General features: G+C 73.8%; 25 protein-coding genes. 20 read left to right on the top strand and 5 right to left on the bottom strand.

The features are described from left to right. Positions 1-15: 15 nt before the first annotated feature. The 3 genes from G3T38_RS18775 to G3T38_RS18765 are packed head-to-tail and all read left to right on the top strand — an operon-like array spanning position 16 to position 1,847. The gene (locus G3T38_RS18775) at positions 16-1,188 is read left to right on the top strand and encodes a saccharopine dehydrogenase family protein (protein WP_163774097.1); all 1,173 of its coding nucleotides are present in this window, start codon (positions 16-18) and stop codon (positions 1,186-1,188) included. Positions 1,189-1,194: 6 nt separating this feature from the next. Continuing rightward, positions 1,195-1,419 carry a M23 family metallopeptidase gene (locus G3T38_RS18770; RefSeq protein ID WP_338037762.1) on the top strand — a complete coding sequence of 75 codons (225 nt, stop codon included), beginning with the start codon at positions 1,195-1,197 and terminating at the stop codon, positions 1,417-1,419. Further along, the gene (locus tag G3T38_RS18765) at positions 1,416-1,847 is read left to right on the top strand and encodes a DUF2231 domain-containing protein (RefSeq protein ID WP_163774095.1); all 432 of its coding nucleotides are present in this window, start codon (positions 1,416-1,418) and stop codon (positions 1,845-1,847) included. The genes G3T38_RS18770 and G3T38_RS18765 overlap by 4 nt, the downstream gene beginning before the upstream one ends. Positions 1,848-1,920: 73 nt before the next feature. On the opposite strand, the gene G3T38_RS18760 is transcribed toward G3T38_RS18765, so the two are convergent. Beyond that, on the bottom strand, positions 1,921-2,229 hold the full coding sequence (locus tag G3T38_RS18760; protein ID WP_163774094.1) for a hypothetical protein: 309 nt from the start codon (positions 2,227-2,229) through the stop codon (positions 1,921-1,923). 119 nt (positions 2,230-2,348) lie between these two features. Between G3T38_RS18760 and G3T38_RS18755 the strand changes: the two genes are divergently transcribed. From G3T38_RS18755 to G3T38_RS21950, 5 genes are all read left to right on the top strand, one after another. Further along, a complete protein-coding gene (locus G3T38_RS18755) occupies positions 2,349-2,708 on the top strand; it encodes a transcriptional regulator (protein WP_163774093.1) in 360 nt (119 codons plus the stop codon). A gap of 3 nt (positions 2,709-2,711) precedes the next feature. Beyond that, positions 2,712-3,644, top strand: coding sequence for a nucleotidyl transferase AbiEii/AbiGii toxin family protein (locus G3T38_RS18750; RefSeq protein WP_206675931.1), 933 nt, complete (start codon positions 2,712-2,714; stop codon positions 3,642-3,644). A gap of 210 nt (positions 3,645-3,854) precedes the next feature. Continuing rightward, positions 3,855-4,481 carry a hypothetical protein gene (locus tag G3T38_RS18745; RefSeq protein WP_163774092.1) on the top strand — a complete coding sequence of 209 codons (627 nt, stop codon included), beginning with the start codon at positions 3,855-3,857 and terminating at the stop codon, positions 4,479-4,481. Between the two features lie 14 nt (positions 4,482-4,495). Continuing rightward, positions 4,496-5,266, top strand: coding sequence for a hypothetical protein (locus G3T38_RS18740; RefSeq protein WP_163774091.1), 771 nt, complete (start codon positions 4,496-4,498; stop codon positions 5,264-5,266). Between the two features lie 362 nt (positions 5,267-5,628). Next, positions 5,629-5,871, top strand: a complete 243-nt coding sequence (locus G3T38_RS21950) for a recombinase family protein (protein WP_338037763.1) — start codon at positions 5,629-5,631, stop codon at positions 5,869-5,871. A 215-nt stretch (positions 5,872-6,086) separates the two neighbouring features. Here G3T38_RS21950 and G3T38_RS22820 read toward each other — a convergent pair whose 3' ends face one another. Both G3T38_RS22820 and G3T38_RS18725 read right to left on the bottom strand, forming a co-directional pair. Further along, a complete protein-coding gene (locus G3T38_RS22820; protein ID WP_206675930.1) occupies positions 6,087-6,476 on the bottom strand; it encodes a pyridoxamine 5'-phosphate oxidase family protein in 390 nt (129 codons plus the stop codon). 459 nt (positions 6,477-6,935) lie between these two features. After that, complete coding sequence (locus tag G3T38_RS18725; protein WP_241729060.1) at positions 6,936-7,304, bottom strand: ArsR/SmtB family transcription factor; 369 nt, start codon at positions 7,302-7,304, stop codon at positions 6,936-6,938. Positions 7,305-7,306: 2 nt separating this feature from the next. On the opposite strand from G3T38_RS18725, the gene arsB reads away from it, so the two are divergent. Then, positions 7,307-8,416 carry an ACR3 family arsenite efflux transporter gene (arsB, locus tag G3T38_RS18720; protein ID WP_163774089.1) on the top strand — a complete coding sequence of 370 codons (1,110 nt, stop codon included), beginning with the start codon at positions 7,307-7,309 and terminating at the stop codon, positions 8,414-8,416. Further along, the gene (locus G3T38_RS18715) at positions 8,413-8,871 is read left to right on the top strand and encodes an arsenate-mycothiol transferase ArsC (RefSeq protein WP_163774088.1); all 459 of its coding nucleotides are present in this window, start codon (positions 8,413-8,415) and stop codon (positions 8,869-8,871) included. Before arsB ends, G3T38_RS18715 begins: the two co-directional genes overlap by 4 nt. Before the next feature lie 2 nt (positions 8,872-8,873). On the opposite strand, the gene G3T38_RS18710 is transcribed toward G3T38_RS18715, so the two are convergent. After that, entirely contained in the window at positions 8,874-9,188 is a 315-nt protein-coding gene (locus G3T38_RS18710) for a hypothetical protein (RefSeq protein ID WP_163774087.1), read from the bottom strand. Between the two features lie 100 nt (positions 9,189-9,288). Between G3T38_RS18710 and G3T38_RS18705 the strand changes: the two genes are divergently transcribed. After that, positions 9,289-9,723 (top strand): SRPBCC family protein, encoded by a 435-nt coding sequence (locus G3T38_RS18705; protein WP_163774086.1) that lies wholly within the window; start codon positions 9,289-9,291, stop codon positions 9,721-9,723. A gap of 46 nt (positions 9,724-9,769) precedes the next feature. Here G3T38_RS18705 and G3T38_RS18700 read toward each other — a convergent pair whose 3' ends face one another. After that, on the bottom strand, positions 9,770-10,165 hold the full coding sequence (locus G3T38_RS18700) for a hypothetical protein (RefSeq protein ID WP_163774085.1): 396 nt from the start codon (positions 10,163-10,165) through the stop codon (positions 9,770-9,772). A gap of 578 nt (positions 10,166-10,743) precedes the next feature. Between G3T38_RS18700 and G3T38_RS18695 the strand changes: the two genes are divergently transcribed. The 9 genes from G3T38_RS18695 to G3T38_RS18655 all read left to right on the top strand — a co-directional run bounded on the left by G3T38_RS18695 (position 10,744) and on the right by G3T38_RS18655 (position 19,257). After that, complete coding sequence (locus G3T38_RS18695) at positions 10,744-11,568, top strand: amidohydrolase family protein (RefSeq protein WP_163774084.1); 825 nt, start codon at positions 10,744-10,746, stop codon at positions 11,566-11,568. 64 nt (positions 11,569-11,632) lie between these two features. Then, a complete protein-coding gene (locus G3T38_RS18690; RefSeq protein WP_163774083.1) occupies positions 11,633-12,157 on the top strand; it encodes an MSMEG_0572/Sll0783 family nitrogen starvation response protein in 525 nt (174 codons plus the stop codon). A 10-nt stretch (positions 12,158-12,167) separates the two neighbouring features. Further along, complete coding sequence (locus G3T38_RS18685; RefSeq protein WP_163774082.1) at positions 12,168-13,235, top strand: MSMEG_0568 family radical SAM protein; 1,068 nt, start codon at positions 12,168-12,170, stop codon at positions 13,233-13,235. 1 nt (position 13,236) lies between these two features. After that, positions 13,237-14,694: an MSMEG_0567/sll0787 family protein gene (locus G3T38_RS18680; protein ID WP_338037761.1), complete on the top strand. Its 1,458-nt coding sequence runs from the start codon at positions 13,237-13,239 to the stop codon at positions 14,692-14,694. Beyond that, positions 14,691-15,602 (top strand): carbon-nitrogen hydrolase family protein, encoded by a 912-nt coding sequence (locus G3T38_RS18675; protein ID WP_163774081.1) that lies wholly within the window; start codon positions 14,691-14,693, stop codon positions 15,600-15,602. The genes G3T38_RS18680 and G3T38_RS18675 overlap by 4 nt, the downstream gene beginning before the upstream one ends. Continuing rightward, positions 15,595-15,912 (top strand): MSMEG_0570 family nitrogen starvation response protein, encoded by a 318-nt coding sequence (locus G3T38_RS18670; RefSeq protein WP_163774080.1) that lies wholly within the window; start codon positions 15,595-15,597, stop codon positions 15,910-15,912. The genes G3T38_RS18675 and G3T38_RS18670 overlap by 8 nt, the downstream gene beginning before the upstream one ends. Then, positions 15,909-17,285 (top strand): MSMEG_0569 family flavin-dependent oxidoreductase, encoded by a 1,377-nt coding sequence (locus G3T38_RS18665; RefSeq protein ID WP_163774079.1) that lies wholly within the window; start codon positions 15,909-15,911, stop codon positions 17,283-17,285. Before G3T38_RS18670 ends, G3T38_RS18665 begins: the two co-directional genes overlap by 4 nt. Positions 17,286-17,296: 11 nt before the next feature. After that, positions 17,297-18,166, top strand: a complete 870-nt coding sequence (locus tag G3T38_RS18660; RefSeq protein ID WP_163774078.1) for a nitrilase-related carbon-nitrogen hydrolase — start codon at positions 17,297-17,299, stop codon at positions 18,164-18,166. Beyond that, on the top strand, positions 18,163-19,257 hold the full coding sequence (locus G3T38_RS18655) for an MSMEG_0565 family glycosyltransferase (protein WP_163774077.1): 1,095 nt from the start codon (positions 18,163-18,165) through the stop codon (positions 19,255-19,257). Before G3T38_RS18660 ends, G3T38_RS18655 begins: the two co-directional genes overlap by 4 nt. The last annotated feature ends 108 nt before the right edge of the window (positions 19,258-19,365 follow it).

The following is a 19,365-nucleotide window of genomic DNA, read 5'->3' as shown; positions in this document are numbered from 1 at the left end:
ACCTATCCTCGGGGAATGCCTGAGAGCCGCTCGGACCGAGCCCTCGACCTCGTCCTCCTCGGCGCCACCGGGTTCACCGGTCGCCTCACCGCGGAGTACCTCGCCCGCCACGCCCCCGCCGACCTCCGCTGGGCCCTCGCGGGCCGCAACGAGGCCCGTCTGGCGCAGGTGCGCGACGGCCTGCCCGACGGTGCGGCCGGCGCCCCCGAGCTCGTCGTCGCCGACTCCGGTGACCCGGACTCGCTGCGCGCCCTCGCGGAGAGCACGCGCCTCGTCATCACGACGGTGGGCCCGTTCCTCCGGTACGGCGAGCCGCTCGTCGCGGCCTGCGCCGCCGCGGGCACGGACTACGTCGACATCACCGGCGAGCCCGAGTTCGTCGACGAGGTGTGGCTGCGCCACCACGAGGCCGCGGAGGCGTCGGGCGCGCGCATCGTGCACGCCTGCGGCTTCGACTCGATCCCCCACGACCTCGGGGTCCGCTTCGCCGTCGGGCACCTGCCCGACGACGTACCGATCAAGGCCCGCGGCGTCGTGCGCGCCGCGGCCATCTCGTCGTCCGGCACGCTGCACTCCGCGCTCGAGCAGTTCGCCCGCGCCCGCACGATGAGCCGCACCCACGCCGCCCGGCGCAAGGCCGAGGGTCGACCGGAGGGGCGGCGCGTGCGCGGCTCGGGCGGCAAGCCGCACCGCGACCCCGCGCTCGGCTACTGGCTCCTGCCGCTGCCGACGATCGACCCGATGGTCGTGGTGCGCAGCGCGGCCGCCGACCCGTCGTACGGACCCGACTTCACCTACGCGCACTACGCGGGCACCAAGACGCTCCGGTACGCCGCGGGTGGCGCCGGCGCCGTCGGCGCGCTGGCCCTCGCAGCCCAGGTCGGCCCGCTGCGCCGGGCGCTGATGAGCCGGTTCGGGTCCGGCCAGGGCCCGGACGAGCGGCGCCGCGAGAAGTCGTGGTTCACCGTCGACGTCGTCGCCGAGGGCGGCGGTCGCACGGTCCACGCGCGGGTGAGCGGCGGCGACCCCGGCTACGGCGAGACCTCCAAGATGCTCGCCGAGTCGGCGCTGTCGCTGCTGTTCGACGACAACCCGCCGACCGCCGGCATGGTGACCACCGCGCAGGCGATGGGCGAGCACCTCACGGCCCGCCTGCAGGCGGCGGGGATGCGGTTCGAGGTGCTCTGAGGCGCATTGACGCTGGCCACCTGGTACGCCGCCCACATGTCCGCCGTGATCGTCGAGGACGGCGAGCAGGTCCAGTCCGGGCAGATCATCGGCCGCGTCGGGACCCTCGGCAACAGCACCGGCTGCCACCTCCACGTCGAGGTCCACCCGGACAACGGCTCGATCTACGCCGACAACATCAACGCCTCGACCTGGCTGCGGAACAACGCCGGCCGCGCCCTCGCGCCATGACCCGGTCGACCTCGTCGACCTCGTCACTGCGCGAGCAGTGGGCAGAGAGCACGAACCGGGAAGCGGTCGTCGTGCTCCCCGTGCTGGCCCTGGTGGTCATCGGTGTCCTCTACGGCGCCTACTTCGTCCCGGGGTTCTGGGCAGGCCTCAGCTGGTGGGTGATCCTGGCGGTCGCCGCGGTCCTGGCGCTGGCGTGCCTCATCGGGTCGGCCCGCTCGGTCGGGTACCGCCCGATCAGCGCGCCACCGACCGCGTCGCTGTGGCACATCGTCGGGGTGCTGGCCGTGGCGGTCGCCGCCGTGGCGTTCGCTCTCGGGCGCAGCGAGTTCCGTCAGCCCCCGTGGATGGGCCGCGTCACCCGGGCGGCCTGGTGCTCGGCGTCGGGCTGCTCTTCTTGGCGTGGTTCCTGCACGCGCCCCTGGTGCTGACGACGTGCGCCCTGGGCACAGGCGGTGATTCGACGGAATCACCCCCTGGCGGTGGTCGGTCAGGGGGCGGTGCTCAGGGGGCGGCCGTCATGCGCTCGCGCGATTCGTCGGCCCGCGCGACCAGCGCCTGCGGGTCGGCGCCCGCCAGCACGAGTGTCGCGAACGCCGCGACCGCGCGGGGCTGGGTGGCCGTCGGCCGCGCCAGGTAGAGACCGATCAAGCTCCCCGCGGCCTGCGCCAGCAGATCGGTATGTCCCGCAGCCTCGTCGCGGAGCTCCTCGACGACGGCCTCGAACGGCATCCCGTCCTCGAGCCGCCGGCGAGCACTGGCCTCCAGGCTGATCCTCAGAGCGGTGTCGGGAGCGAGGCGACGCGAGGGCATGACGCCAGTAGACCATTTGTCGAACAGGTGTTCGATTCGGGGCGGTCTATCATGGTCATTGCGGCCCGCCGGTCTGGTGCCGTGCGCAACCTGCGCTCAAGGGAAGAGGAGGGGCCGCGATGGAGCACCGCACGTTCGTCCGCGACCACCGGCCCTACGACGTCCCCGAGCGCCTGGAGGACTTGGCCGGCCCTGCTGGCGGGGTCGTCGACGTGCCGCACGAGGTGCTGTGGGCACCTGGGGGGCCGGGCCGTGACCTCGACGACGCCGCGGTGCGGCGGATGGTGTACGTCGCGGTGGTCGCCGAGGGCACCCGCGCGGACCAGGCCACGCTACTGAACCGCGATCTGTTGGTCACCGACTGGCCTCGACTCATGATCCCGCGCCGGGCTCGCGAGCTGTGGGAAGCACGCTTCCCCGAGCTGGCAGGAGGCGAGGCTGCCGCGACCAGCGCCGAGCCCGTCGCCGCACACCGGTAGCGCGTGAGCAGCACCGACGGCCGGAGCGAGGACGAACGGCCAGCGGCTCCCGATCCCGAACGCATGGCGTTCGAGCAGGCCCAGCAACGGGTGGCCGCGGTGGCACTGCGGAGTGCTGCGGCGTCCGGGTTCGCCCTGGCGGGCGCCGGTGCGATCCGCGCCCACGGCGTCACCGATCGCCCCACCCAGGACGTCGACCTCTTCACCACCCAGACCGACCCGGCAGCGTTCAGCGCGGCGGTCGACGAGGTGATCGCGGGCCTGGCCAGCGAGGGGTTCCAGGTGGCCGCGCTGCGGCGTCTCGACGGGTTCGCCCGTCTCCAGGTCCTCGCACCTCCCACGCCCGACGACGCAACAGGAGGGCCCCGCCCGGACAGCCAGGGCGGTCTGGTCGTCGAGGTCGACCTCGGTATCGACTGGCGGGCACACCCGCCCGTGACGCTCGACGTCGGCCCGGTGCTCGCACTCGAGGACGCCGTCGCCAACAAGGTGTCGGCGCTCTACTCCCGCGGCGAGGTCCGCGACTACCTCGACGTCGACGCCATCCGCCAGACCGGCCGGTTCAGCGACGACGAGCTGCTAGCCGCCGCAGCCGAGCGCGACCCCGGCTTCGAGCCCGTCATGTTCGCCCGCCAACTGCGAGGAGTCGAGCGCGCCGAGCCGGCCGCCGTCGAGCCCTACGGACTCGACGCCAACGACCTCGCAGCCATCCGGCTACGCCTCAGGACTTGGGCGGCCCGGATCGACCCTGCGGGCGCCAGCGCCGCGGACCTTCGCGCAGCCGCGCACCACGAGCTGCAGCGCGCCCGCGCGACGGCCGGGCGACTCGATGACGCAACGCCGCCTCGCGTCGACGACGACCGACCCCCGAGCCTCGACACAGGGACACAAAGATCCGCGCCGGGCCGCTCCGTCAAGCGGCGGCCGCTCACCTGAGCCATCTTGTGGATGCAGAACCCCCGGCCAGGCGAAGCCTCAAATGGTAGAGGACCGCGAACCTTGCAATCTCAGGAATCATCGAGTTCTTACCGGCGCTCTAGACGCCTCTTGGCATCGAGTGACTCAGGTGCGAACCTCTCGACACCTGAGGCGCCCTAGACCGGTGCCGGCGCAGCAAGCGCCTCGGGGAGGCCTGGAGGAGGATCCATGACCAAGTCGCGACGATGGTTCACGAGGTACGCAACCGTCTGCATCGGGGCCGCAGGTGCCTTGATCGCATCCCTTCTCACCACACCCTCTGCGCAGTCGAGCACCGCGCACAACTTCGACTGGTTCCCCGACACCGGGGCCCATTCCTACTGCCTCGGGTCGACCTTCGTGAGCAACGGCTGGTCACCATGGGCCCACGACGCCATGGCGAATCTCGAAGCTCAGACCATCGTTGACGCGACCTTCTACAGCAACTGCGCCGACCCCACCATCGATGCCAGGTGGGTCCTGTTCCAGAGAGGCGAGCTGTACGGCGAGTGGGAATGCGAGGACAACCAGTCCACCATCGTCAACGGGCAATGGGTCTGCAAGTCTGCCTACATCAAGCTCAACCCGTCGATGATTCTCTCCGCTCACACCCCGGGCAATCAGGCCACCAAGACCTCGTGCCACGAACTCGGTCACGGGGTGGGACTCGCTCACTACGACTTCACGTTCGATCCGGAGTACCCAGGCGCGACCGCCTGCTTGCGGCGAGGCGAGTGGGCGACCAGCTGGGGCGCCGGATGGAACCAATACGCGCCCCACCACGTCTCAGGACATATCGACCCCTGGTTCAACTGAGGAGACCGGCGATCATGAACAAGAAGCTTCTTGCCCCCACCCTGTTCGCCGCCGCGTTCATCCTCGCCGGCTGCGGCTCGGAAACGACGTCCACCACGACTGCAGCGGCCGCTGGGTCGACCCCGTCGGCGGCCGACGATTGCGGTGGCGGGGTGCAGCCAGCACTGGTCCGCGGCAACCGCTACTTCGACTACGACGTCATCCCGAACCTGACCGCCTCCGTGGCGAAGTGGGAAGTCGCAGTGACCGGACGGGTGATCGGCTGGACCGAGGGTCGCTCCGTCTACGACGTCGAGCACGTCGAGCGGTACGCCACGGTAGCCATCGAGGTCGAGACCGCGGCCAAGGTCGAAGACCCTTCGCAACGCGACGTGGCCTACTTCGATGTCAGCCTCGGCTCCGACACCATCAACGCCGAGGGCATTGCCGCCGACAACAAGCCCACGCCCGAAGAACTCGAACGCGCCATCCCCCTCGGCACCCGGATGATCGCCATCGGCAACACCGCCCCCACCCCCGAAGAAGAGCGCTACGCCCCCTCGATCAGGATCGAAGGGTATGAAGCGGGCCGTCCCGCCGGTGCGCCACTGGCCAGCCTCACCGTCCAGGGTTCTCTCGTCGAGACGAAGAACGGCTGCACAGCCTCGATCCGAGCCCAAGACCAGGACGTCTCCTACTGGACCGCGCACGCCGCCGAATTGGCCGGCAACGAGGCAACGGCCGCCACCAGCCCGGGCAGCTTCCAGAACCTCGTCGACGAGCTCAGCAACTACAAGCCGAACTGACACCCGAGAGCACCTCATCGCGGCGGGGAGTGATTCCACGGAATCAACTCCCCGCTGGCCACTGGTCGCCACGGCGTGTCCGCGGGTGGGGGCTACCGACTTAGGTGTGATCGTTGTGGCGCCGGCGGCCCGGAAGCCGATCCTCGACCGGAACACCGCTGCACCGGCTGCGTGCCCGCGCTGTAATTGCGACCCGGCCGTCCTGTAGGACCCGTCCGCAACGAATCCCGAGCAGGGCCCCTCATGCGGGACAGCGTGGCGACATGCTGGTCGGGCATGCGCGGGTATCGACCGCTGAGCAGGCCCTCACCGTGCTGGGCCAGGCTCTCAGCTCGCTGGGCGTCGATGAACGAGCCATCTGAATCGACCACGGCCTCACAGGCCGCAACCGTGACCGCCCCGGACTCACCGCAGCGCTCGCGGCGTGCCGCGACGGCGACACGCTCGTGGTCACCAAGCTCAACCGGGTCGCCCGGTCGCTCCCGGATGCTCGGGACGTCGTTGGCGAACTCACGGCTGCCGGCGTGAAGCTGGCCATCGGAGGAAGAGAGGCACCCGGCGGCGCTCCACACGGCTGGCGAACGCGCCGTTGCGGAGATGGCTGAGCTGTTCAGTGACGGCGCTCCACCATCTAACGCGGCGGAGGGCGCGGGCCCGTGACACGTCGACGCCCCGCGGCGCTAGGCCGGCGGCCGCGCCGACCTCCTCGCGCACGCGGCGGGCCGCGGCGCGAGCCGACACGTGCGCGAGCTCCCCTCGGGCTCGATGCACACTGCATCAGCCCCGGGGCGGTGACGACACCGGTAGAGCGGCGGGGGCCTCAGGCGCTCGAGGGGCGTACCAGCCATCTGACGACCGGGATCTCGACGAGCGCGCGCGGGCCCTCGCGCTCAGGATCAGCCGCGTCCCAGCCGTCGTACTTTGCACGCAGGGCCGCCAGTACGTCGGCATGGGCGGAGAGGTTGATCGGCTGGTGAACGACAGCCGAGCCCTCGGCGACCCAGGGGGAGTCCGCCGTGCCCTCGAATGCCAGCGAGACCCGAGCGTCCTGCACGAGGTTCCGCAGCTTTGCATTGCGACGCGCGGTCGCGAACCACAGCGTCGGCACCGTCGTGCTGCCCAGTAGCACGAACCAGACCGGTGTGGTGTGGGGAGAGCCGTCGGATCGCAGGGTGGTCACCCAGACGCACCGGGCCGAGTGTGGCGTCACGGGCCCATCGTAGAGAGCCGCAACCCCCAGTTTGCCGGCGTAGGAGTGCGTAGGAGTGGGGCGTCCGGCCCAGTGGACGGGCTGGCGTTCTATCGGCCAGCGCCGAAGAAGTGCGTCCAGGTGTTCCCGACAGTAACGCCGGGGCAGTGAGCTGAGCAGTGGATGAGGCCGTCTGCTCGAGCCGTCGTGATCGCTGCCGTGACTGAGCTGTCGCCACCGAGCTCTGCTGGCTGCCAGCTGCGCTCGCGGATGATGGCCAGCGCCAGACGTGCGTCGCGTGGCCCGAACGACGTCGTCCATGACGGCTCGGCCGGGATCCGGTCGACCAGGCTCAGGACCCTGCGGCACGCCACCGCGACGGCGGCTATGTGCCCTCGGGCGCTGTAGGCGGTGGCGGCGGGGATCCGGTTCGAGGTGCTCTGAGGCGCGTCGTACGGGGTCTGCGGGGGCGTCCGGGGGTCAGAGGATCCCGCGGGCGGCCGCGGTCGCGTCGGGCACGGGCCAGTAGTAGACCCACGTGCCGCGGCGCTCGCAGTCGATGAGCCCCGCCTCGCGCAGCTTGCGGAGGTGGTGGGAGACGGTGGGCTGCGAGACGCCCACGTCGTCGATGTCGCACACGCACACGGGCTCGGGCGCGCCGGCGATGCGCGAGTAGAGCCGGAGCCGGACCGGGTCGGCGAGGGCCTTGAGCACGGCGGCCGCTGCCGCCGCGGCATCCTCGTCGAGCCCGGGGAGCGGGTCGGGGCTCGGGGCGCAGCAGGCGGGTGCGGGGGCCGTGGTCACGACCCGATATTGACAGATGTCGAAGCAGGCGACCATCGTCTGCATCGATGAACGTCGAAACAAGGTCCGCCGCGCCCGTGCGGCTCCCGCTGCTCGACCGGCTGCTGCCCGTGTGGATCGCGGCCGCCATGGCGCTCGGACTGCTGCTGGGGCGCCTGGTGCCCGGGCTGGACGAGGCGCTCGGCGCGGTCGAGGTCGGATCGGTGTCGCTGCCGATCGCGCTCGGTCTGCTGCTCATGATGTACCCGGTGCTCGCCAAGGTGCGGTACGACGAGACCGGACGGGTGACCTCCGACCAACGGCTGCTCGTCGCGTCGCTGGCGCTGAACTGGCTCCTCGGGCCCGCCCTGATGTTCGCCCTGGCGTGGTTGCTGCTGCCGGACCTTCCGGAGTACCGCACCGGCCTGGTGATCGTCGGTCTCGCCCGGTGCATCGCGATGGTGCTCGTCTGGAACGACCTCGCCTGCGGTGACCGCGAGGCCGCCGTGGTGCTCGTGGCGCTCAACTCCGTGTTCCAGGTCGTGGCCTTCGCGGGTCTCGGGTGGTTCTACCTGCAGGTGCTCCCGGGCTGGCTCGGACTGGCGACGACCTCCGCCGACTTCTCCGTGGGGGCCATCGCCGTCAGCGTGCTGGTCTTCCTCGGGGTCCCGCTCGTCGCGGGCTGGCTCACCCGCGTGCTGGGGGAGCGCGCGCGGGGGCGCGACTGGTACGAGGAGCGCTTCCTGCCGCGGATCGGGCCGCTGGCCCTCCACGGCCTGCTGTTCACCATCGTCCTGCTCTTCGCCCTGCAGGGCGACGCGATCACCTCGCAGCCGTGGGACGTCGCGCGCATCGCCGTGCCGCTGCTGGCCTACTTCGTGCTGATGTTCGCCCTCTCGTGGGTGCTCGGGTCCGGTCTGGGGCTCGGGTACGCCCGCACCGCGACGTTGGCGTTCACCGCCGCCGGCAACAACTTCGAGCTCGCCATCGCGGTGGCGATCGGCACCTTCGGCGTCACCTCCGGCCAGGCGCTGGCGGGCGTGGTGGGGCCGCTCATCGAGGTGCCCGTGCTCGTCGCGCTCGTCCACGTCGCGCTGCGCCTGCGGGGGCGTGGCGGCGACGCCGCCGCCCCGGTCGGTCCCGCCGACCCCGCCACCCCTCGAGGAGCCTCTGCATGAGCACCGACCCTGTCGCCGCCGACCGCGTTCCCGTCGTCGTCTTCGCCTGCCGTGCCAACGGTGGTCGGTCGGTCGCGTCGCGGCTGCTGGCCGAGCACTACGCCGGCGGTCGGGTCGTCGCGCTGTCCGCCGGCACGACGCCCGGCGACCGCGTGCACCCCGAGGTCGCCCGCGTGCTCGAGGAGCTCGGCCTCGACACCTCGCGCGAGTCGCCGCGGCTGCTGACCGCCGAGATGATCGCCGCGAGCGACCTGGCCGTCACCCAGGGCTGTGGCGAGACGTGCCCCTACGTGCCCGGCGCGCGCTACCGCGACTGGCCCCTCGACGACCCGAAGGGCCAGGACGAGGCGACCGTGCGCCGCATCGTCGCCGACATCGACGCCCGCGTGCGCGACCTGCTGGTGGAGCTCGTGCCCGACCTCGAGCTGCCGCCCAGCCTGCTCGCCCGCGGCTGAGGTCATCCCGCCCGTCGGTTCCGGGCGGGGAGGGGCGCCGGGCTCGAGGTCGGGATCGGTGGACGCTCGATGCCGGCGGGGCGCACGTGGGTCGCGTCGACCCACCCCTGCACGACCCGGGGGGACCCGCCGTGGGCCTCGGCAGCCTGGTCGACGGCGATCACCCAGGCCTCCCAGCCGCCACGCTGGCCGAGCCGACGGCGCCACATCAGCAGGATCCCCGGCTTGGGGTGCACCCACTGCCCGGTGATGTCCACCCACACGTGCTGCACCCGTGCCGACCGGGCGGGCTCGCGCTGCGTGGACGGGACCTTCACGCCTCCGATTAGAACATGTGTTCGAACCGGACCGAAGGGGTGAACGCTTCCCATGGTCGGCATCTCGGGTGCTGCGCGGGGCGACGGGTACCGGTCCCGCATGGCACGCAACGAGCGACTGACCGACGCCACGCCCGCCCAGGTCTGGGACGTCCTCGCCGACGGCTGGCTCTACCCCTCGTGGGTCGTCGGCGCCACCCGGATGCGGGCGGTCGACGACACGTGGCCCGCCGCCGGCTCCCGCCTGCACCACTCCGTCGGCGTGTGGCCGCTCCTCCTCGACGACGCGACGGTCGTCGAGCGGTCAGAGCCGGCGCACCTGCTGCAGCTGAAGGCCCGCGGATGGCCGATGGGTGAGGCGCGGGTGGTGCTGACGCTGGAGCCCGAGGGGCAGGGGACCCGGCTCGTCATCGAGGAGGACGCGATCGCCGGGCCCGGACGGCTCGCCCCGCCGCCCGTGCGCGGCGTGAGCATCGCCTGGCGCAACGTCGAGACCCTGCGGCGGCTCGCGCTGCTGGCCGAGGGGCGTTCCTGACGGGGCCGTGGGCCGCCCCTCGCGTTGCGACGCTGAGCCGGGTGGGTCAGCGCCGCTGGTCGGGACCCTGATCAGGACGGAGGTCAGGGCGGAGGTCAGAGCGGGGGCCAGGGCCGGGGCGCTGCCCCGCCGGCGCCTGCATCACGACCTGCGCCGGCGGCTGCTTCGGCCACCCGGCCACGGCCGCCGCGACGGCGAACCCGGCACCGGCGACGAGGGCGGCACCGCCGTACACCGCGTTCGAGATCGCCGCCCCGGCCTCCTCGCGGCCGACGCACCGCTGGATCGTCGGGGTGTTCTGCGCGGGCACCGGCGTGGTGCAGGTGATGTCGGTGTCCGTGCCCTCCGCGGAGTAGCCCACCACGTTGGCGACGTGGAGGAACAGGAAGGCCGCGAACACGAGGAGGCAGGCGGCGCTGACCAGGCCGAGGAGGATCCGCATCGGGCCATGGTGCGTCACTGCGCAGCGCCCGGCCACGTCTCGCGGACGTCATGCGCACCGGCCGCCGGGGGCGCCGCGTCGCATGACGTCCCGGGGGTACGGCGGGGGATCGGCCCGGACCGGGCCGTCGCCTGGTCCCGGAACTGTGCGGCTGCCCCCGGAACTGTGCGGTTGGGGCCGGTTGGGGCGAGCCGGCGGCGTACCAACGTCACATTGCGGCGCCCCGGGCCCGGGCAGATCGCCGGACGTCATGCGCACCGGCCGCCGGGCGCGTCGCGTCGCATGACGTCCCGGGGGTGGGGGTACGGCGCGGGATCGGCCCGGGTCGGGCCGTCGCCTGGTCCCGGAACTGTGCGGCTGGGGCCGGTTGGGTCGAGCCGGCGGCGTACCAACGTCACATTGTGGCGCCCCGCCCCGGGCAGGCCGCCGGACGTCATGCGCACCGGCCGCCGGGGGCGCCGCACCGCATGACGTCCCGGGTGAGCGGCCGGCCCGGGTAACACCGAACTTACGCACCGAGGACCGCAACGTCTTCCGCCCGTGACCAGTCGGAAACATCCGGGCCGTGGACTTCTTCCATGAGGTTCACCGCCCACGACGCGCACCGGCACATCGGTCGGCTGCCGGCGCACCCCTTCTACGGCGGACCGCCGATCCAGCCCGACGTGACCGCCCGCGCGAGCGTCGCGGAGCTCGTGGCCGACCTCGACGCGGAGGGCACGGAGCGGGCGCTGGTGCTGCCGAACTACGGCGTGCCGGACCCCGACGTCTCGTTCCGCCTCAACCACCTGGCGCTCGACGCGGCGCACGCCGACGACCGGATCCGGTGCGGCCTGTGGGTCTCGCCCAAGGCCTCCGACGCCGAGCGCAACACCGCCGCGCTCGCCCTCGCCGCGGAGGACGGCGTCGCCGCCCTCAAGACGAGCTTCCTGCTGGGCGGCGCGGTCGACGACCCCGACTGCCGGGTCGAGCTCGACCGGATCTTCACGACGGCCGCGGAGCTGGACCTCGTCGTCCACGTGCACACCTCGCCCGGCGCCGCCTCCGACGTGGACCGCATCGGCGAGCTGGTCGAGCGCCACGGCGACGCCACCAAGATCCACCTCGTCCACCTGGGCGGCGGCATGAGCGGGCACATGAAGCTCATCGGCGGCCGCTTCTTCGACTGGATCGAGGCGGGCAAGCAGGTCTACACCGACACCTCCTGGGCCATCGGGTTCGCCCCCGTGTGGCTCTGCCAGGAGATCCAGCGGCGCGGCACCGGTGCCGACCGCGTCCTCTTCGCCACCGACACCCCCTGGGGCGACCACGCCGGCGAGCACGCCCGCCTGGCCGCCGCGACCGACGACCCCGAGCTCACCGCCGCGCTCTTCCGGGGCAACTTCGAGGCCCTCTACGGCTGAGACCGCACCACCCGCCGCACCCGACCCGCCGTACCCGCAGCAGGACCCACCCAAGGAGACCCGCATGCCCACGTTCGACGACGAGATCATGGCCAACATCGAGAAGTCGGTGGCCGAGATCCCGCACCCCTCGCAGCCGAAGGGCACCAACCTCTACGGCTCGACGAAGATCTTCCCGGACTACCAGGCGAGCGAGGGCCAGAGCTACCTCACGCTCGTGCACGGCATCCCCCACGAGAGCTCGGTCAGCTTCGTCGCCGTGCTCCAGGCGACCCGGGCGCTGCGCAAGGGCTTCGAGTCGGCGCTCTACTTCTACGGCCCCGGCGCCCTGGCCTGCGTCGACACCCGCGGCTTCCCGACGACGGGCGACGTGGCCTTCCCGGGCAACCAGAACATGAACGACTCGATCAAGACGTTCGTGAAGGAGGGCGGCACGGTCTTCTGCTGCCGCTTCGGGCTCGCGCTCCACGGCAGCCGCGAGGAGGACCTCATCGAGGGCGTCATCCCCGCGCACCCGCTCGACGTGCAGGACGCGGTCATCCACTACGCCAACAAGGGCGCCATCATCAACTCCGTCTACAACCTCTGAGGGCCGACCGATGACCGCACCGGCCCCCTCCACCCGGGTGGACGTCGCCATCCAGGGCATCCGTCTCCTCGACGCCCCCGTCGCGCGCCGCGCCGGCGCGGGACCCAGCGACGACGGTCACGTGCTGCTGGGCGGGGTCGGCGCGGCCATCCCCCTCAACCCCCGCAGCCCCTACACGGTCCGCGGCGGCAAGCTGCTCCTCGACGGGGCCGACACCGGCCTCGGGCTCGAGGCGATCCGTCGCCCGCGTTTCTACGACCGCACCACCGCCGACGGCGTGCCCTACGAGCAGATCGCCCGTCTCCACTCCTCGAACGTGCTGGCCACGACGGTGGTGCAGACCTGCGCCCGGTACGCCGAGGCCGAGCGCTGCCGCTTCTGCGCCATCGAGGAGTCGCTGCGGGCGGGCGCCACGGTGGCGGTGAAGACCCCGGCCCAGATCGCCGAGGTGGCCCTCGCCGCCCACGAGCTCGACGGGATCACCCAGGTGGTCATGACGACCGGCACCTCGACGGGCCGCGACCGCGGCGCGACCCACCTGGCCCGCTGCGTGCGTGCGGTCCGCGCCGTGCTGCCCGACCTGCCCATCCAGGTGCAGTGCGAGCCGCCGGGCGACCTCGCCACCATCACCGAGCTCAAGGAGGCGGGCGCCAGCTCGATCGGCATCCACGTCGAGTCGCTCGACGACGACGTGCGCCGCCGCTGGATGCCGGGCAAGGGCAGCGTGCCGATGGCCGAGTACCGCGCCGCCTGGGCCGAGGCCGTCCGCGTCTTCGGCTGGAACGAGGTCTCGACCTACGTGCTCGTCGGCCTCGGCGAGGACCCCGACGAGCTCGTCGCCGCGGCGGCCGACCTCATCGCCATGGGCGTCTACCCCTTCGTCGTGCCCTTCCGTCCCCTCGCGGGCACCCTCGCGACCGACGTCGACCACGTGCCGGCCCCCGACCCGCGGGTGGTCGCCGACGTGACCACCCGGGTCGCGGCGCTCCTGCGCACGGCCGGGATGGCCGGCGCCGACCAGTCGGCCGGCTGCGCGGCCTGCGGCGCCTGCTCGGCGCTCTCGTGCGAGGGGGCCTGAGGTGACGCTCGACCTGCACGTCCTCACCGGGGTACGGCGCGACGCCGCCCCCGCGCGCACCCCGGCCCCCGGCTGGTCGGTGGCCGAGGCCGCGTCGGGGGCGGAGCACGCGGCGTACCGGCGCCTGCGGCGCGACGTGTTCGTCGCCGAGCAGGGGCTCTTCGCCCACGACGACCTCGACGACCTCGACGACGACCCGCGCACCGTCGTGCTGCTCGCCCGGGCCTCCGACGGGACCGTGCTGGGCGGCGTGCGCCTCCACCCGGCGCCCGAGGCCGACGGCTCCGTCCGCGGCCGCGACATCGGTTGGTGGCGGGGGAGCCGGCTCGTCGTCGCGCCCGGCGCCCGCAGCGTCGGGCACCTCGGTCCCGCGCTCGTCCGGGCCGCCTGCGCCCGCGCCGAGGCCGAGGGTGCGCTGCGGTTCGACGCCGTCGTGCAGGCCGCGAACGAGCGGCTCTTCACGCGGCTCGGCTGGCGCACCCGGGCCTCGGTGACCGCGCACGGCACGCCGCACGTCGTCATGGACTGGCCGATCGACCGGGTGCAACGGCTCGCCGACGCCACGAAGGCGGCGCTCGGCCGGCTGCTGGACCCGCTGCGCGCGGGGGTGCCGGCGGGGTACGTCGGTGACGACGCCGCTCCGGTCCCGGGAGCCGACGGGCTCGTCGCCGCCTGCGACGCGATCCTCCCGTCGATGGTCGAGCGTGACCCCGAGTGGGCCGGCTGGTGCGCCGTGCTCGTCAACGTCAACGACCTCGCGGCGATGGGGGCGCACCCGGTGGGCCTCCTCGACGCGGTCGGGGCCCGCGACGCCTCCTTCGCGCGCCGGGTGCTCCGCGGACTCGGAGACGCCGCCGCCGCGTGGGGCGTGCCGGTGCTCGGCGGCCACACGCAGCTCGGCGTGCCCGCGGCGCTGTCGGTGACCGCGCTCGGCCGCACCGACGACGCCCTGCCGCGGCCCGTGCCCGGGGGCGGTGGCCGCGCCGGCGACGTCCTCCGGGTGACCGCCGACCTCGGTGGCGGCTGGCGGCCGGGCTACACCGGGCAGCAGTGGGACTCCACCTCCCACCGTCGGCCCGAGCAGCTGCGGGCGCAGGCCCGCGTCGTACCGGCCCTGGCGCCCACCGCCGCCAAGGACGTCTCGATGAGCGGCCTCGTCGGCACCACGGGGATGCTCGCCGAGGCGAGCGGCTGCCGCGCCGTGCTCGACGTCGCGGCGATCCCCACCCCCGCCGACGCGCGCGCCGGCGACTGGCTCACCTGCTTCCCGGGCTTCGCCGTCGTCACCGCCGAGCGACCCTCGGCCGCGGCGCACGCCCCCCACGCCGTGCTGCCCGACCACGTCGACACCGCCCGCTGCGGCGCGCTCACCCCGGGGACCGGGGTCGGGCTGCGCTGGCCGGACGGCGTCGTCACCGAAGCCGTCCGTCACACCGTCACAGGAATGGGACCCGCATGAGCACGCCCACCACCACCCCGTCGGCCGGCGCCGTCGCCGCCGTCTGCGCCGGGTTCGGCCGCGACGTCGAGGAGAACCTCGCCCAGGTCGCCGCGCACGTCGAGGCGGCCCGCGCCCAGGGCGTCCGCCTGCTCGCCCTGCCCGAGGCGTGCCTCGGCGGCTACCTCTCCGTCCTCGGTCGCGGCCGGGACGGCAGCGGCGACGAGCTGCCGGCCGACCTTCCGCCCGTCATGGACCTCGACGGTCCCGAGCTGCGCCGCGTCGCCGCGATCGCCCGCGAGATGACGCTCGTCGTCGGGCTGTGCGAGTCCGACGGCGCGGAGCGCTACAACACCGCCGCCATCGTCACCGGCGACGGCGTCGTCGGGGCGCACCGCAAGGTGCACCAGCCGCTGGGGGAGAGCCTCTTCTACGCCGCGGGCGACACGTACGCCGCGTTCGACACGCCGGCCGGACGCGTCGGCGCGCTCATCTGCTACGACAAGGCGTTCCCGGAGGCGGCCCGCGCCCTCGCGCTCGACGGGGCCGAGGTCATCACGTGCATCTCCGCCTGGCCCGCGTCCCGCACGTCCGGGGCCGCGGACATCGCCCAGGACCGCTGGACGACCCGGTTCAACCTGTTCGACGCCGCCCGGGCGCTCGAGAACCAGGTCGTGTGGGTGGCCTCCAACCAGCACGGCACCTTCGGGTCGCTGCGGTTCGTGGCCCACGCGAAGGTCGTGGGCCCGGGCGGCGACGTGCTCGCCAGCACGGGCACCGGGGCGGGCCTCGCCGTCGCCCACGTCGACGTGCCGGCCGCCCTCGAGACCGCGCGGCGGGCGATGTTCCACCTCGGCGACCGCCGTCCCGACACCTACCCGGCGACCCTCGCGCAGGGCGCCCCGACGCGGGAGCCCGTCCGTGCCTGAGGCGACCTTCACCGTGCGCTGGCCCGACGGTGCCGTGACCGACTGCTGGTCGCCGTCGCTCGTCGTCCACGACCACCTCGACGAGGGCGCCACCTATACCGTCGCGGAGTTCACGCGCCGCTCCGCCACGGCGCTGGCGGAGGGCAGCGAGCGGGTGCGGCAGAAGTTCGGCTTCGCGTGCACCGCCTCGGCCGCGTCGCTCGACCGCATCGAGCTCCGCGCCGCCACCCACGCGCCCGACGCCGAGGTCGAGGTGCTGCGCCTGTTCCCGCCCCTGCCTGCGTCCCTGTCCCAGGAGGCCCCCCGATGAGCACCGCACCCACCCTGCACCGCACCGCCGTCGTCGTGGTCGGCGGCGGCCAGGCCGGCCTGTCGACCAGCTGGTACCTCACCCGCGACGGCGTCGACCACGTCGTGCTCGAGGCCGGCACGGCCACCCACGAGTGGGCCGACACCCGCTGGGACGCCTTCACCCTCGTCACGCCCAACTGGCACTGCCGGCTGCCCGGCTGGTCCTACGACGGACCCGACCCGGACGGCTTCATGACCCGGGACGAGGTCGTCGCGTGGCTCGCGGGCTACCCGGCGAGCTTCGGCGCCCCGCTCCGCGAGCACACGCGGGTCACGGCGCTCACCGAGCGGGAGGGCGGCGGCTTCGTCGTCGACGCGGTCGGCCCCGGCGGGCCCGAGGTCTGGGAGGCCGACCAGGTGGTCGTCGCCACCGGCGGCTACCACGTGCCGATCGTGCCCGCCTGGGCGCCGGCGCTGTCGCCGTCCGTGACGCAGGTGCAGTCGGCCGACTACCGCACCCCCGACGCGCTCCCGGACGGCGAGGTGCTCGTCGTCGGCACCGGCCAGTCCGGCGCGCAGATCGCCGAGGACCTCCACCTCGCCGGACGCCGGGTCCACCTAGCCGTCGGCGACGCCCCGCGCGTGGCCCGCCGGCACCGCGGCCGCGACGTCATGACGTGGCTCGCCGAGATGGGGCTCTACGACACGTCGGTGGCGCAGTATCCCGGCGGCCTCGCCGCGCGCGAGAAGACCAACCACTACGTGACGGGCCGCGACGGCGGACGCGACATCGACCTGCGGGCGTTCGCGGCCGAGGGCATGCGGCTCTACGGGCTGCTCGACGGCCTCGAGGCGGGCAGCGGCACGACGCTGACCTTCCGGCCCACCCTGCGGGCCTCGCTCGACGCGGCGGACGACACCTACCGGTCCATCTGCCGCGACGTCGACCGCTGGATCGACGCGCGGAACGCCGAGGGCGCCGGGATCGACGCGGCGCCGGTCGCGCCGTACGAGCCCGTCTGGGAGCCCGACGCCGAGCCGGCCGCGCTGGACCTCGCGGAGGCGGGCGTCACGAGCGTGGTGTGGGCGATCGGCTACCGGCCCGACTACCGCTGGGTGCGCGTCGGCGTCTTCGACGGCACGGGGCGCCCGACCCACACGCGCGGGGTCACCGCGGTGCCGGGGCTCTACTTCCTCGGCCTGCCGTGGCTGCACACGTGGGGCTCGGGACGGTTCCTCGGCATCGCGGCCGACGCGGAGCACGTCGCCGGCTGCATCACCGGCCGACCGACCCGCACGACCCCGGCCGCGTCCGCGCTGGCCCGCGAGGTCTCGCCCGGGCCGTGGGGCCGAGCCGCGCAGGTCGAGCCCGCCGCGGCGGCCGCGCGCTAGGGTCACCGGCCGTGCCCGCCCTCCGCATCGCCGCCGTCGCCGCCCACTTCGGGCGGGACGTGCAGCGTGCCCTCGCGAAGGTCGAGGGCATCATCGGCGACGCCCGGGCGGCGGGCGCGGGCCTGCTCGTGCTGCCGGACGCGACGCTGGGCGGCTACCTCTCCGACCTCCGCCACCCCGACCCGGCCACGCTGCCGCCGGCGCTGGCCGAGGACTCGTGGGAGGTGCAGCGCATCGTCGCGCTGGCGCGGGAGATGGTGGTCTGCTTCGGGTACGCCGAGGAGGTCGTCGTCGACCGCCCCGGCGACCCCGCGGGGCCGGAGGTGCGGCTCTACAACACGGCACTGGCCGTGACGGGCGACGGCGTGCTCGGCCGGCACCGCAAGGTGCACCAGCCGGCGGGGGAGTCCCTCGTCTACGCCGCGGGCACGACCTTCGAGGCCTTCGACACCCCGGTCGGGCGGCTGGGGATGCTCATCGACTACGACAAGACGTTCCCCGAGGCCGCGCGCACGCTCGCCCTCGACGGGGCGCGGCTGCTCGCCTGCCTCTCGGCGTGGCCCGCGAGCGTCACCGACCGCGCCTCCCGCCTGCCCCAGGACCGGCAGTCCCGCCTCTTCGACCTGTACGACGCGGCCCGCGCCGCCGAGAACCAGGTCGTCTGGGCGTCGTCCAACCAGACCGGCGTGATGGGCGGGCTGCGGTTCCTCGGCCAGGCCAAGGTCGTCGGTCCCGGCGGCGACGTGCTGGCGCGCACCTCGTCCAAGGGCGGCCTCGCGCTGGCCGAGGTGGACGTCGACGTCGAGGTGGCCCGGGCCCGGCGGCTGCTCCACCACCTCGCCGAGCGGTCGCCCGCGGCGTACGGGAGCCTGGGCGGGTGAGGATCGCGCTCCTGACCTACTCGACGAAGCCGCGCGGCGGCGTCGTCCACACGCTCGCGCTCGCCGAGGCGCTCGTCGCGCTGGGGGCGGAGGTCGACGTCTGGACGCTCGGCCGTGGTGGCGACCGCTCCTTCTTCCGTCCGGTGGCGCCGGGCGTCGGGGTGCACGCCGTGCCCGTCGAGGCCCGGGACGACGAGAGTGTCGGCGAGCGCATCCTGCGGTCCATCGAGGTGCTGGGCGCCGCCCTCCGGGACTCCGGGGAGGAGTACGACGTCGTGCACGCCCAGGACTGCATCTCCGCCAACGCCGCGCTCGGCGCGGGGCTGCCGTGCCGGCGCACCGTGCACCACCTCGACACGTTCACGACTCCCGAGCTCGTCGCCTGCCACGACCGTGCGGTCGCGCTGCCGACCCACCTGCTCTGCGTGTCCGCGTCCGTCGCCGCCGAGGTCGCCGCGGGGTGGGGGCGGACGCCCGTGGTCGTGCCCAACGGGGTCGACGCGCACCGGTTCGCGGGCGGCGCCGGCGACGCGGTCGGCCGAGCGACGTGGGCCGCGCACCTGGGTCGCTACGTGCTGGCCCTCGGCGGGATCGAACCCCGGAAGGGCACGCTCGACCTGCTCGAGGCGTTCGCCGCGCTGCGGGCGTCGTCGCCCGATCACGCCGACCTCGAGCTGGTGGTCGGCGGGGGCGAGACGCTCTTCGACTACCGCGACTACCGGGCCGCGTTCGACGCCCGCGCCGCCGAGCTCGGCGTGGCGCCGGTCGTGCTCGGCCCGGTGCCCGACCCCGACCTGCCGTCCCTCGTCGCCGAGGCCGCGGTGCTCGGCTTCCCGTCCACGAAGGAGGGCTTCGGGCTCGCCGCGATGGAGGCGCTCGCCGCAGGCGTGCCGGTCGTGTGCCGCGACCTGCCGGTGCTGCGCGAGGTGTTCGGACCGGCGGTGCTGTTCGGCGCCTCGGTGCCGGAGCTCGTCGACGCGCTCGACCGGGCGCTGCGCGCGCCGGTGGACCCGGACGTCGGGCGGGCGCTCGCCGCGTCGTACACGTGGGAGAGCGCCGCGCGGCAGCACCTGGAGTGGTACGGCGCCTGATCCGGCCGGCGGACCTCCTCGGACCCGCCCTCAGCCGGGTCGTGGTGCCAGACCGGCGGAAACCGCAGGCCTCCCACCACGACCGGGGCCAGGGGCTGGCGGGCGTCC

Origin of the sequence: Nocardioides zeae, from assembly GCF_010686755.1 — a bacterium.
GTDB classification, from domain to species: domain Bacteria; phylum Actinomycetota; class Actinomycetes; order Propionibacteriales; family Nocardioidaceae; genus Nocardioides; species Nocardioides zeae.
Note: the sequence above shows the minus strand (reverse complement) of the source record. Positions and strands in the feature narration are given on the sequence as shown.